A 13,805-nucleotide genomic window follows, 5' to 3' on the forward strand; every position below is an offset into this window, starting at 1 on the left:
GCATTCGCAAGCGTTACAGCAGATTATTTACCTATAAATAACCGGGGCAAAATCCTATATTTGCGCAAAGATGAAGCACATACGTAATTTTTGCATAATTGCACATATAGACCACGGCAAGAGCACTTTAGCTGACCGTTTATTAGAATACACAGATACGATTACCCAGCGGGAAGCACAAGCTCAACTGCTTGATAACATGGATCTTGAGCGTGAACGCGGTATTACCATTAAAAGTCACGCCATTCAGATGAACTTCATTGCTGAGGGGCAGGAATATGTGCTAAATTTAATTGATACACCCGGACACGTGGATTTCTCTTATGAGGTATCCCGTTCTATTGCTGCCTGTGAAGGCGCATTATTAATCGTTGATGCCTCCCAGGGCATACAGGCACAAACCATTTCCAACCTTTATCTTGCTTTGGAACATGATCTGGAAATCATTCCGATCCTGAACAAGATGGACCTTCCGGGCGCAATGCCTGAGGAAGTTAAAGATCAGATTGTAGATCTGATAGGCTGTAAGCGCGAAGAGATCATTCCTGCATCCGGCAAAACGGGTATGGGTATCCCGGATATCTTAAAAGCGATCATTGAACGCATTCCCGCTCCTGTTGGTGATCCGGAAGCTCCGCTACAAGCGTTGATTTTTGACTCTGTATTTAACTCTTTCAGAGGTATTATTGCCTACTACAAAGTTGTAAATGGAGAGATCAAAAAAGGAGATAAAGTAAAGTTCATCAATACCAATAAAGAATACCTGGCAGATGAAGTTGGCGTATTGAAATTAAACATGTTACCTAAACCGGTGGTAAAAACCGGTGACGTAGGTTATATTATATCTGGTATTAAAGAAGCACGTGAGGTAAAAGTTGGCGATACCATCACCAACGTTGCACGTCCTTCACTAGAAAGTATTCAGGGATTTGAAGAGGTGAAACCCATGGTATTCGCCGGTATCTACCCTGTTGACACGGATGAGTTCGAGGAACTTCGTGAAGCGATGCATAAACTGCAGCTTAACGATGCGTCCATCGTGTTTGAACCCGAGAGTTCAGCGGCCTTAGGTTTCGGTTTCCGCTGCGGTTTCCTTGGTATGCTCCATATGGAAATTATTCAGGAAAGACTTGAGCGCGAATTCGATATGACCGTGATCACTACGGTTCCGAACGTATCTTACATCGCAAAGACCACCAGAGATGAAGAAATTCAGGTAAATAATCCTTCAGATCTTCCCGACCCAAGTAAACTTGAGTATGTTCAGGAGCCGTTTATCAAGGCGAACATAATCACTAAAGCAGAATTTGTTGGTCCGGTAATGTCTTTATGTATTCAGAAACGTGGTATCATCGTTAACCAGTCTTATCTGACTGCTGATCGTGTGGAGCTGGTATTTGAGATGCCGATGGGTGAAATCGTATTTGATTTCTATGATAAATTGAAAACAATTTCTAAAGGTTATGCTTCTTTCGATTATCATCAAATTGGCTACAGACAATCTGACCTGGTTCGTCTTGATATTTTGTTAAATGGTGAACATGTAGATGCATTATCCTCATTGATCCACAGAAGCAATTCTTATGATTTCGGAAAACGTATTTGCGAGAAGTTGCGGGAGTTAATTCCAAGACAACAGTTTGAAATTGCAATACAGGCGTCAATTGGTGCTAAGGTAATTGCCAGGGAGAACGTGAAAGCAATGCGAAAAGATGTTACTGCAAAATGTTATGGTGGTGATATTTCCCGTAAACGTAAGTTGTTGGAAAAACAGAAAAAAGGTAAGAAACGTATGCGTCAGGTGGGTAACGTGGAGATTCCACAAACCGCATTCATGGCAGTACTTAAACTAGACTAAGCTTATTTAAATAACATGCAACTATTAGACGGAAAACACGCCTCCGAGCAGATCAAAAATCAAATTGCCGAAGAAGCAGCACGCTTTTTTGAAGAAAGTGGCAGAAAGCCTCACCTTGTAGCCATCCTTGTAGGTAATGATGGTGGCAGTGAAACTTATGTAGCCAGCAAAATGAAGAACTGTGAAAAGGTGGGTTTTAAATCGTCACTGATCCGTTATGATGTTGATGTTACCGAGGAAGCATTGCTTGAGCAAATCAGAAAGATAAACCTTGACCCTGAGGTTGACGGCTTGATTGTTCAACTTCCTTTGCCCAAACATATTGATCCGGAAAAGGTCACTGAAACTATAGATCACCGCAAGGATGTAGATGGTTTCCACCCTGTAAACCTTGGAAGGATGATGCGTAACCTACCCTGCTTTATACCGGCAACGCCGTATGGCATTTTGTTGATGCTGCAGGCGTATAATATCGATACCACCGGAAAGCACTGTGTTGTGGTTGGACGAAGTAATATTGTAGGCAGTCCGATGAGTATTCTTATGGCTCGAAACGCCAGCCCTGGAAACTGTACCGTGACTTTAACACACAGTAAAACCAAAGATCTAAAATCAGTTGTGCTCCAGGCAGATATCATCATCGCTGCGATTGGGAAAAAGAACTTTGTGACGGCGGATATGGTTAAACCTGGTGCGATAATCATCGACGTTGGCATTAACCGCGAAACCTCAGATGTTACCAAATCAGGTTACAAGCTGTATGGTGATGTTGACTTTGAAAATGTAGCGGAAAAAGCATCCTGGATCACTCCGGTACCAGGTGGTGTAGGATTGATGACCATTGTAGGGTTATTGAAGAACACCCTCGCTTCAGCAAGAAAAGAGATCTACTAGACCAGCAAGTTTCATTGCTGCGTCATTAATATGTACTGCGCCCGGGACTAAAAGTCCGGGCGCATTTATTTTGTTAACTTTGCAGCTTATTATGGCGCATCAGATACCGACAGACGGAACGTTGCTTCCTTTGATGGAAGAATTTTATACAATACAAGGTGAAGGTTACAACACTGGCAAGGCGGCCTATTTCATTCGCCTTGGTGGCTGCGATGTAGGTTGCCACTGGTGTGATGTTAAGGAAAGCTGGGATGCGGAATCTCATCCCCTGACCCATGCAGATGAAATTGTAGCAAAAGCGGATACCTATCCTGGGCGTGCAGTGGTGATTACCGGTGGCGAACCGTTGATCTACAACATGGATTATTTGACTGCAAAACTGCAGGAAAAGAAGATCCTGACCTTTATAGAAACCTCCGGTGCATACCCATTGTCAGGTTCCTGGGACTGGATTTGCCTTTCACCAAAGAAGTTTAAAGCACCCCGGCCCGATATTACACCGTTTGCGAACGAGCTTAAGGTGATCGTATTCAACAAAAGTGACTTTATGTGGGCAGAGAAATATGCCGAGTCGGTAAGTCCTACTTGTAAACTATACTTGCAACCGGAATGGTCGAAGCGGAATGAGGTTACACCATTGATCATCGACTATGTGATGGCTAATCCAAAGTGGGAAATTTCGTTACAAACGCACAAATTTCTGAACATCCCCTAAGCCAGGGTGCTTTTTTATATATTTAGCTTATTAAATATATAGAATGAAGGGAATCTTGTTGCTATGCTTATTTATTGGAATACAGCTTTCGGCAGCAGGACAACAGTCGGGCAATACGCAGGCGCAGCGAAGTTTTAGTAACGCGCAGGCGTTTTTGGACAAAGGCGCCTATGAGGATGCAGCCGTACAACTACAGCAAGCAATAGATAAAGATCCTGATTTCCAACTGGCTTACCTGCAGCTCGGTGATGTTTACAGACGTCTAAAAACTTTTGACAAGAGCACAGTGATTTATCTGAAGGCACTGGAGCTTAACACTCCGGTAGATTCGCGGGTATACTATTCCCTGGGTGAGTCACAACTGCTCACCGGTGACTATACCAACGCCCAAAAACATCTGAACCTTTTCATATCAAAGTATGAAGGCAAGGACCAGAAAATCCTGGTCCGCGCAAAGAAGTACCTCGACGACTGCAGTTTTGCAATTGAAGCGCTAAAAAATCCACAACCCTTTCAGCCCCAGAACATGGGTGGGAATATCAATTCCAAATACCGGGAGTACTTTCCAGCCATCACAGCGGATGGTCGTACCATGATTTACAGCCGGGTGATTGACGGTAATGAAGATTTCCTGATCAGTACACGCAGTAAATCTACAGACTGGACCGAGGCGGTGCCGCTAAGTACGAATATAAATACGAAGGAATACAACGAAGGTGCGCAGTCGCTTTCACCCGATGGGAAATATCTTTTTTTCACGGGCTGCAATCGCCCGGACGGTTTTGGTAGCTGTGACATCTATGTAAGTCATAAATCTGGAAAAAAATGGGATCGCCCCTTCAATCTGGGCAGTGTGGTTAATTCAAAATACTGGGACTCCCAACCTGCGGTCAGCCCCGATGGTAACACGTTATATTTTTCAAGTAACCGACCTGGTGGTCTTGGTGGTTATGATCTTTGGAAAACACAGTTAAAGAAAGATGGTACCTGGAGTACACCGGTTAATTTAGGGCCAGAGATTAACACGCCCTATGACGAACATACCCCTTTCGTACATCCAGATGGGCAAACCTTGTACTTCTCGTCTGATGGTTGGCCAGGGATGGGAAACAAAGATATCTTATACAGTAGAACTGATGTGAGCGGGAACTGGAGCAGGCCTGTTAACCTGGGTTACCCGATAAACAGTTATCATGAAGAGACCGGTTTGATTGTAACACCTGACGGCCTGAATGGGATATTTTCGACAACGCTCACAGATACTTTCGGTGAGCTGGATCTATATTCTTTTAAAATACCGGTAGTGGCAAAACCTAAACAGATCTCTTATGTAAATGGAACCGTATATGATAAGGAATCTAAACAGCCACTTGCGGCAGAGGTATTGGTTGTAGACCTTAAAACTAAAAAAACGCAATTCAATGATTTTACCTCTGCTGAAACAGGGGATTTTCTCGCCGTAATGCCTGTCGGCAGCAACTACTCGCTGAATGTGTCGGCAAAAGGCTATTTATTTTACTCTGATCATTTCGAGTTGCAGGAGAAGAATGGCAATAAGCCGGTGGAGTTGATCGTGTATATGGAACGGATTAAGACTGGAAGCAATTTGACGCTAAAGAACATATTCTTCGACACCAATATGGCGACGCTGTTACCCCCATCCTTAACCGAGCTAGAAATTCTCCTTGGATTACTACGGGAAAATCCAAAGATGACCATTGAGATACAGGGACATACCGACAATACCGGAAATGACGTCCAGAATATGGCACTCTCTAATGCCCGGGCTAAGGCGGTGTACAACTATCTCCTGGAGCAAGATGTTGAGGCTGAACGCTTGAAATATAAGGGATATGGGAAAGATAAGCCTATAGCCAGCAATGCCAGCCCTGAAGGGCGGCAGAAAAACCGGCGGACCTCATTTGTGGTTACCGGAATTTAATGAGGCACAAAAAAAGCGGTTAGATAACCGCTTTTCTTAACCTTACCAGTTGGGTAAGTAGTTCTTCTAAATGATCCAGATGAAGCATATTTGCACCATCGGATTTTGCACATGCAGGATCTGGATGTGTTTCTATAAACAGGCCATCTGCACCAACTGCGATAGCAGCTTTTGCAATGGTCGCGATAAGCTCTGGTTTGCCTCCGGTAACGCCCGAACTTTGATTTGGCTGCTGTAAAGAGTGCGTGCAATCCATCACCACCGGAACGTTGAAGCTTTGCATCTCGGGAAGGCCACGGTAATCAACGATCAAATCCTGGTAGCCAAAGGTATTTCCTCGATCTGTTAAAATTACCCTATTGTTACCCGATTCTACAATCTTTTCCACGGCAAACTTCATGGAACCAGCAGAAAGGAACTGTCCTTTTTTTACATTGACGACCTTATTCGTTTTGGCGGCAGCAATTAGCAGATCGGTTTGGCGGCATAAAAATGCAGGGATCTGTAGCACATCGACATAGGCAGCAGCCATAGCAGCTTCTGCACTTTCATGGATATCCGTTACAGTTGGCACCCCAAAGGTGGTACCAACTTTCTCCAGGATTTTAAGGGCCTTTTCATCACCTATTCCGGTGAAAGAGCTCCCTTTAGAACGGTTTGCTTTACGGTAAGAGCCCTTAAAGATGTAAGGAATCTGAAGCTTATCCGTAATGCTTACGATTCGTTCGGCAATGCGTAAAGCAATCTCCTCACCCTCTATCGCGCAAGGACCAGCCATCAAAAAGAAATTGTTGCTGTCGGTAAATTTTAGTTTATCTAGCTCAAAATTGATCATCGTTCATTAGTTTCCAAGTTCAGACATGAACTTAATTCGCATTAGTTGTATTTCTTCGCGTGTATAATCTGTTTCACCAAGATCTTTTAGCGCAGCATCAATAGAATCGTTTTCTGCGGTACGGAAGTAATCGAATACTTCATCCTGGCGATCATCATCCAACACTTCATCAACAAAATAGTTGAGGTTCAGTTTTGTTCCGGAGTTCACGATTGCTTCGATCTCCTTCAGGATATCATCATAGGTGATGCCTTTAGCGCGGGCAATGTCGTCCAGGCCAATTTGACGGTCTACATTTTGGATGATCGACACCTTTAGCTGGGATTTGTTGGCCTGGGTTTTAATGATCAGATCAACAGGACGTTCGATGTCATTATCGGCAACATACTTTTTGATGAGTTCGATAAATGGTGCGCCGAACTTCATTGCTTTTCCATTTCCAACGCCAGAAATCTGCTTCAGTTCTTCCATGGACACCGGATAATGTGTACACATCTCTTCTAGAGATGGATCCTGGAAAACAACGAACGGTGGAACATTCTTCTGTTTGGCTATCTTTTTACGAAGGTCTTTCAGTAACTGCAGCAACTGGGTGTCTAGTACGCCTGCGCCTTGTTTTGCGTCGTCCTCATCGTCCGTGTTGTCACTTTCAATTGGTTCCCGAAGGATAAATTTCAAGGCATAGGGATTGTCTATGAAGTCTTGCCCGGTCTTGGACAGACTTAGCAGGCCATAATTATCAATGTCTTTTACGAGGAAGTTGTTCAGGATCGCCTGTCTCACCAAAGACTTCCAAAGGTTTTCACCCTCGATTTTGCCCAGCCCAAACTCTGGCAGTTTCCTATGCTCGTAAGCAATCGTTTGTGCCGTCTCAGTGCCCATGATGATGTTCAAGATATGGGTATCATCGAACTTCTCACCGCTGCGCTTAATCAGCTCCAACAAACTTTTCAGATTCTCCTCGGCGTCGAAGTAGGTTTTTGTCCTTCTGCAGTTATCGCACATGCCATTACAGCCAGCTTCGTTAAAGTTCTCGCCAAAGTAGTGCAATATCTGTTTTCTACGGCAAACACCTGATTCCGCATAGTCAATAACCTCTTTCAGAATCTGTGTGCCGATTTCACGTTCAGACACGGGCTTGTCTTTCATGAATTTCGCAAGCTTGTCGATATCTTTCTGTGCGTAGAAAGCAATGCAAACCCCTTCGCCACCATCTCGCCCGGCACGTCCGGTTTCCTGGTAGTAGCCTTCCATACTTTTAGGTATGTCGTGGTGAATTACAAAACGTACATCAGGCTTATCGATCCCCATACCAAAAGCTATGGTCGCAACAATAACTTCCACATCCTCCATCAGGAATTTGTCCTGCGTCTCCGCACGTACCTTCGGTTCCAATCCGGCATGGTATGGCAAGGCTTTGATGCCATTGAGGTTCAGCGCCTCGGCAACTTCCTCAACTTTTTTCCGGCTAAGACAGTAGATGATTCCCGATTTACCTGTATTCTGCTTGATGTACCGAATGATCTCCTTTAGCACATCCCGCTTAGGGCGGATTTCGTAAAACAAGTTAGGCCTGTTAAAGGAAGATTTGAATAAGGTCGCATCGCCCATCTGAAGGTTTTTGATGATATCAAGTTGCACCTTCGGCGTTGCAGTTGCAGTTAATGCGATAATGGGGATATCAGGTCCGAGACCGGCGATTACCTGGCGTATCTTGCGGTATTCCGGGCGGAAATCATGGCCCCACTCTGAAATACAGTGTGCTTCATCAACCGCAACGAAAGAAATCTTTATAAGTTTTAGGAACTCTACATTGTCCGCTTTAGAAAGCGATTCCGGAGCAACATAAAGCAGCTTGGTTTTACCATTTAGCAGGTCACTTTTAACCTGATTGATCTCAGATTTATTTAACGAGGAATTTAGGAAATGGGCGATGCTGTCGCTTCCGCCAAATGCGCGCAGCTGATCAACCTGATTCTTCATTAAAGCAATTAGTGGAGAAATAACGATGGCGGTGCCTTCACTCATCAAGGCAGGGAGCTGGTAGCAGATTGATTTGCCTCCACCAGTAGGCATTATAACAAAGGTATTCTTCCGCTCTAGAACATTGGTAATGATCGGCTCCTGATCACCTTTAAAATTGTTGAAACCAAAAAAGGTTTGCAAGTTGTCAAACAACGACTTTTTCACATCCATCCTGTGTATAAAATATTCAGTGCTATATTTGATTCAAAATAACATAATTTTGCACGGATAAAAGCATTCGGACTCTAATAAATTCTCTTTGAAAAGTAAAAAATCAACTTACGAAATCGCAGTAAACACATTGCAATTAGAGGCTCAGGCCATTCTAAACCTTATTCCAAATGTGAACGAGGACTTTAAAAGAGCTGTCGAAATCATCGCTGAAATTCAGGGTCGTGTCATTGTCACAGGTGTGGGAAAAAGTGCCATTATTGCACAAAAAATTGTCGCAACTTTCAATTCTACCGGCACGCCAGCAATATTCATGCATGCCGGCGATGCGGTTCATGGAGACCTTGGAATGATCCAGAAAGATGATGTTGTCATTTGCATTTCAAAGAGCGGTAACACACCGGAGATCAAGGTGCTGGCACCATTGCTGAAGCAGTCTGGCAACCTGCTAATTGGCATGGTTGGTCAGCTACAATCAGACCTTGCAAACCTTGCAGACTTGATTCTGAACACCAGTGTTGAGAAGGAAGCTTGCCCACATAACCTTGCCCCAACAACTAGTACAACGGCACAGTTGGCCATGGGCGATGCACTTGCGATCTGTTTGTTAGAAACGAGAAACTTCAATGAGGATGACTTTGCACGTTATCATCCGGGTGGATCTTTAGGGAAGCGTTTATACCTGAAGGTTGCTGAGCTTGCCTTAAAAAATAAACGGCCTGAGATCCAGGCGACTGCATCGGTTAAAGACGTCATATTTGAAATCAGCCAAAACAGACTTGGTGCCGTAGTGATTTTAGAAGGAACAAAGGTTCTTGGCATCATCACCGATGGTGATATCAGAAGAATGTTGGAAAAGCATACGAATTTGCTTAATATTAGCGCAAAGGATATCATGACCCTGAACCCTAAACAAGTGGATAAGAATATGCTGGCATTCGATGCTTTACAGATAATGAAAGAAAATAGCATCACACAACTGCTGGTTATGGATCAGGATAATTACTTTGGTATTATTCATCTGCACGACCTTTTGCAGGAAGGAATTATTTAATAACGCTCTTGACATATAAACTATGAATAAAAACAACTATGCATTGATCATGGCCGGTGGCGTAGGCAGTCGCTTCTGGCCGGTTAGCAGAACAAATTTCCCAAAACAGTTCATTGATTTTTTTGGAGTGGGAAAGACGCTGATCCAAAGCACCTATGATCGCTTTCTGAATATATGCCCAGCAGAAAACATATTTATCGTTACAAATGAGATCTATGTCCCGCTGATCAAAGAGCAGCTTCCTGCTCTTGCCGACAATCAGATTCTTGCAGAACCGATCATGCGGAATACGGCACCTTGTATCGCCTATGGTTCCATGAAGATTGCTGAACTTAACCCGGATGCGATTATCGTTGTTGCACCTTCAGACCATACGATTGCTAACCAGAATGCATTTCAGACCGCTATTGAACAATCTCTTCTTGCAGCTGCAGAAAATGATTCACTAATTACGCTGGGTATTAAGCCGAGTCGTCCTGATACGGGTTACGGTTATATCCAGTATACAGAACAGAACTTACCGACAGACGACCAAATTCATAAGGTAAAGTTGTTCACCGAAAAACCCAATCTGGAGCTGGCACGCACCTTTATACAAAGCGGCGACTTCCTTTGGAATGCAGGTATTTTCATCTGGTCTGTGAAAGCCATTAACAATGCTTTTAAAAAGCATTTACCGGAGATGCACGAAATTTTCGCGCTTGGCGCTTCTGTGTACAATTCAGTAATGGAAAAGGCATTCATTTCTGACGCATATCAGCAATGCACGAATATCTCTATTGATTTCGCGATTATGGAAAAGGCAGAGAATGTTTATGTGTTACCGTCAGATTTCGGTTGGTCGGACCTTGGTACCTGGTCTTCCATTTACGATATGGCAGAAAAGGATTATGTTGGCAATGCGGTTATTCCATCGGAGCAGGTCATGATGTTTGATTCTTCAAATTGCATGGTGAACATGCCTAAGGAAAAGCTGGTAATTTTGCAGGGCTTGCACGACTATATTGTGGTCGAGTCTAATGATATTCTATTGATCTGTCCAAGAACAGAAGAAGAAAGCGTTAAACAGATTGTTGCGGATGTAAAAGGTAAATTCGGTACCAGATTTATCTAGCGAAATAGAACACTTAAATAAAAAGGCCGGCAATTTATGAAGTTGCCGGCCTTTTGTATGAGGTATGCTTTGCTTTATGGTTGCACTGAAGAACGTTGTCTTATCGCCTCGTATAAAATTACGCCAGTAGATACAGATACGTTAAGTGAACCAATTTCACCAAACATCGGGATCTTAGCAAGGTGATTAGCCATACGCATGATGTCGTTTGAAATGCCTTCATCTTCGGCACCCATTACAATGGCCGTTGGAACGGTATAATCGGGAGCATAGATAAGGTCGCTGGTTTTTTCAGTACATGCAACGATCTGTAGCCCACATTCCTGAAGGAAAAGTGCTGTTTTATGCAGGTTTGGATGACGACAAACGGGAATGGTAAAAAGCGCGCCCGCTGAAGTTTTTATGGCATCTGCATTGATCTGTGCTGTATTCTTGGTCGGGACGACAATGGCATGAACACCTGTACAGGCCGCAGTTCTGGCGATTGCCCCCATGTTGCGCACGTCGGTAATACCATCTAGTATTAAGATCAGAGGGGTCTCTCCTTTCTCGTAGATCGCGGGAATGATGTCTTCAATTTTTTGAAAGGTGATGGATGAGATTACTGCGATAACGCCCTGATGGTTTTTCTGGGTCATGCGGTTAAGTTTCTCCACGGGCACATTATGAACCGGAACGTCGAGGTTTCTCAGGTGACTTTTTAGTTCAACAATCAGCTCGCCGTTCAAACTGCGTTGCAGATAGATACTTTCGATATCCCTGCCCGCCTTAATCGCTTCGATTACAGCACGTATACCAAATATAAACTCATTATTTTCTTTAGGTCTTGCAGACCTTTTGAACTGCTCCATTCTTTATAAATTATCCTGCAAAAATACTTTATTTTTTTCGTTTTGTCTTCATGCACCAGGTCTTGCTTTAAGACATCATGTTTTCCTTTGAGGGATATGATTATGTGCAAAAAGAAATCTCGTATGCAGGGTTATTTTCCATAATTTTGTATTATGATAATTGACAATGCAAACCAGGGGCAGGAAAGGTCTAGCTTTACTTCGCGCAAGAACAGGTTGACCAATTCTGTAAGCACCATGGGGAAAATTCCGCCGCAGGCGATTGACCTTGAAGAAGCCGTTTTAGGTGCTTTAATGCTTGAAAAGGATGCCCTGTCCACAGTAATTGATATTCTTAAACCTGAAGTTTTTTATCAGGAGTCACATAAAAAAATATTTGAAGCAATACAGCAGTTGTTCCAGAAGTCGAAGCCGGTTGATATCTTAACAGTAACCTCCGAGCTACGAACATTGGGCCTGCTTGAGATGGTTGGTGGCGCGTATTATATCACCAATTTAACTAACCGTGTCGCGTCTGCAGCGAATATCGAGTACCATGCCCGGATCATTTCACAGAAGTATATTCAGAGGGAACTTATTCGCATCTCTTCTGAGATCATTCAAAATGCCTACGAGGACACTACTGATATTTTCGATCTCTTAGACCATGCGGAAAAAAATCTTTTTGATATCGCGCAAAACAACCTTCGGAGAGATACCCAGAAGATGGATGAGATCATCAAACAATCATTAGCAACACTTGAGGAGCTCAGAACCAAAACTGACGGACTTACTGGTGTACCATCTGGTTTTACCGCACTTGACCGGATTACTGGTGGTTGGCAGAAGTCCGATTTGGTTATTATTGCGGCTCGTCCGGCGATGGGTAAAACAGCCTTCGTTTTGAGTTGCGCACGAAATGCCGCTGTAGATTTTAAGAAACCCGTGGTGGTATTTTCTTTGGAGATGTCCTCTGTACAGCTTGTTAATCGTCTGATCTCTGGGGAAACCGAGATTGAACAGGAAAAGATTAGGAAGGGGAATTTGGCCGAATGGGAATGGCAACAATTACACAGTAAAATTGGCACGCTGACTGAAGCACCTCTGTTAATTGATGATACTCCTGCCTTAAACATCTTTGAGTTTCGTGCGAAATGCCGAAGGTTGAAGTCACAGTACGATATTCAGATGATCATTATCGATTACCTTCAGTTGATGCATGGAAAAGGTGAAGGTGGCGGTGGAAATCGTGAGCAGGAGATTGGTAGTATTTCAAGGGCTCTGAAATCTGTGGCAAAAGAGCTGGACGTACCCGTGCTTGCACTATCACAGCTGAGTCGTGCGGTTGAAAACAGGCCGGGTCAGAATGGTAAACGACCACTCCTATCCGATTTAAGGGAATCTGGATCTATTGAGCAGGATGCCGATATGGTACTTTTCCTTTACCGCCCGGAATATTATGGCATTACAGAAGATGAACAAGGCAGATCGCAGGCTGGTGTTGGTGAGGTTATCATCGCCAAACACAGGAATGGTGAAACTGGTATTGTACCACTACGCTTCGTAGGTAAATATGTGAAGTTTCAGGATCTGGAAGAAGATTTTGCGCCGCAGAATTCGTTCTCTTCGGACAGCCCCGGTGCGGGTCTGGCGCCGTCTCCTGACTTTGATCGCTCCTCATTCGGGAATGTCATCATCAAGCCGTCCCGCATGGATGACATGCAGGATGAAGATGCTCCATTCTAATCATTTACACTGCTGAGATTTAATAATATATCGAGTAGGAAGGTAATCATTATTTGATTACCTGTCCCCTCACACCACCGTACGTGCCGTTCGGCATACGGCGGTTCATTAAACATAAACAGCTTTAGGGGTTACTATTTCTTTTAGACATAGTAGCCCCTGTTTCTTTAGAAATGCATTGTTAAGAGTCCGGGTCAGTATCGGGCTGTGTACGGTTCGCCAATGGCCTTTTCGGGTATTTCCCCATTGATAAGCCTGATCAGGGTGAACCCCAAGTTTCTCGAGTTGCTTAACGCGGGTCTTTACCTGCTTCCATTGTATCCAATAACATAGCCTGACTCGACTGCGGACCCACTCATCAAGTTCTCTGAATACAGTATGAGCTTCGCTCAGCTTGAAGTAGTTCCCCCAACCCTGGTTCAGCTGCCTGATTTGCATCATCCGATCCTCGATCGGGTAAGGTTTTCTGCGGCAGGTAATCTCCCTGATTTTATCCTTGTAAGTGCTAATGCTTTTACGGTGTACCGTAATGCCTTTGCTACCTTTCTTGTGATAAAAGGTAAAGCCCAGTAGTCTGGTTTGCCATGGACGGGTAACCACGCTCTTTTCCACGTTTACTTT

11 protein-coding genes are annotated in these 13,805 nt (G+C 43.9%); 7 read left to right on the forward strand and 4 right to left on the reverse strand.

Going from position 1 to position 13,805, the window contains the following annotated elements; all coding sequences use genetic code 11:
* Nucleotides 1-70 precede the first annotated feature (70 nt).
* From lepA to AC5WJX_RS13680, 4 genes are all read left to right on the forward strand, one after another.
* Entirely contained in the window at nucleotides 71-1,858 is a 1,788-nt protein-coding gene (lepA, locus tag AC5WJX_RS13665) for a translation elongation factor 4 (RefSeq protein ID WP_494484958.1), read from the forward strand.
* 15 nt (nucleotides 1,859-1,873) lie between these two features.
* Nucleotides 1,874-2,752 (forward strand): bifunctional 5,10-methylenetetrahydrofolate dehydrogenase/5,10-methenyltetrahydrofolate cyclohydrolase, encoded by an 879-nt coding sequence (locus tag AC5WJX_RS13670; RefSeq protein WP_440429582.1) that lies wholly within the window; start codon nucleotides 1,874-1,876, stop codon nucleotides 2,750-2,752.
* Nucleotides 2,753-2,843: 91 nt separating this feature from the next.
* On the forward strand, nucleotides 2,844-3,467 hold the full coding sequence (locus AC5WJX_RS13675; protein ID WP_494484959.1) for a 7-carboxy-7-deazaguanine synthase QueE: 624 nt from the start codon (nucleotides 2,844-2,846) through the stop codon (nucleotides 3,465-3,467).
* Between the two features lie 43 nt (nucleotides 3,468-3,510).
* Complete coding sequence (locus tag AC5WJX_RS13680; protein ID WP_494484960.1) at nucleotides 3,511-5,409, forward strand: OmpA family protein; 1,899 nt, start codon at nucleotides 3,511-3,513, stop codon at nucleotides 5,407-5,409.
* Nucleotides 5,410-5,428: 19 nt separating this feature from the next.
* On the opposite strand, the gene kdsA is transcribed toward AC5WJX_RS13680, so the two are convergent.
* Together kdsA and recQ are read right to left on the reverse strand one after the other, a co-directional pair.
* Nucleotides 5,429-6,244, reverse strand: coding sequence for a 3-deoxy-8-phosphooctulonate synthase (gene kdsA, locus AC5WJX_RS13685; protein ID WP_494484961.1), 816 nt, complete (start codon nucleotides 6,242-6,244; stop codon nucleotides 5,429-5,431).
* Nucleotides 6,245-6,250: 6 nt separating this feature from the next.
* Nucleotides 6,251-8,440 (reverse strand): DNA helicase RecQ, encoded by a 2,190-nt coding sequence (gene recQ, locus AC5WJX_RS13690; RefSeq protein ID WP_494484962.1) that lies wholly within the window; start codon nucleotides 8,438-8,440, stop codon nucleotides 6,251-6,253.
* An 88-nt stretch (nucleotides 8,441-8,528) separates the two neighbouring features.
* On the opposite strand from recQ, the gene AC5WJX_RS13695 reads away from it, so the two are divergent.
* Together AC5WJX_RS13695 and AC5WJX_RS13700 are read left to right on the forward strand one after the other, a co-directional pair.
* Nucleotides 8,529-9,494 carry a KpsF/GutQ family sugar-phosphate isomerase gene (locus tag AC5WJX_RS13695; RefSeq protein WP_494484963.1) on the forward strand — a complete coding sequence of 322 codons (966 nt, stop codon included), beginning with the start codon at nucleotides 8,529-8,531 and terminating at the stop codon, nucleotides 9,492-9,494.
* A 22-nt stretch (nucleotides 9,495-9,516) separates the two neighbouring features.
* Nucleotides 9,517-10,608, forward strand: a complete 1,092-nt coding sequence (locus tag AC5WJX_RS13700) for a mannose-1-phosphate guanylyltransferase (protein ID WP_494484964.1) — start codon at nucleotides 9,517-9,519, stop codon at nucleotides 10,606-10,608.
* Nucleotides 10,609-10,682: 74 nt separating this feature from the next.
* On the opposite strand, the gene rlmB is transcribed toward AC5WJX_RS13700, so the two are convergent.
* Nucleotides 10,683-11,459 (reverse strand): 23S rRNA (guanosine(2251)-2'-O)-methyltransferase RlmB, encoded by a 777-nt coding sequence (rlmB, locus tag AC5WJX_RS13705; protein ID WP_494484965.1) that lies wholly within the window; start codon nucleotides 11,457-11,459, stop codon nucleotides 10,683-10,685.
* Nucleotides 11,460-11,612: 153 nt separating this feature from the next.
* Here rlmB and dnaB point away from each other — a divergent pair, with 153 nt between their 5' ends.
* A complete protein-coding gene (dnaB, locus tag AC5WJX_RS13710) occupies nucleotides 11,613-13,184 on the forward strand; it encodes a replicative DNA helicase (protein WP_440429591.1) in 1,572 nt (523 codons plus the stop codon).
* A 108-nt stretch (nucleotides 13,185-13,292) separates the two neighbouring features.
* On the opposite strand, the gene AC5WJX_RS13715 is transcribed toward dnaB, so the two are convergent.
* The coding region (locus AC5WJX_RS13715) for a group II intron maturase-specific domain-containing protein (RefSeq protein ID WP_494483672.1) at nucleotides 13,293-13,805 on the reverse strand (513 nt) is incomplete at its 5' end.

Source organism: Pedobacter sp. NEAU-ZC8 (assembly GCF_059278965.1).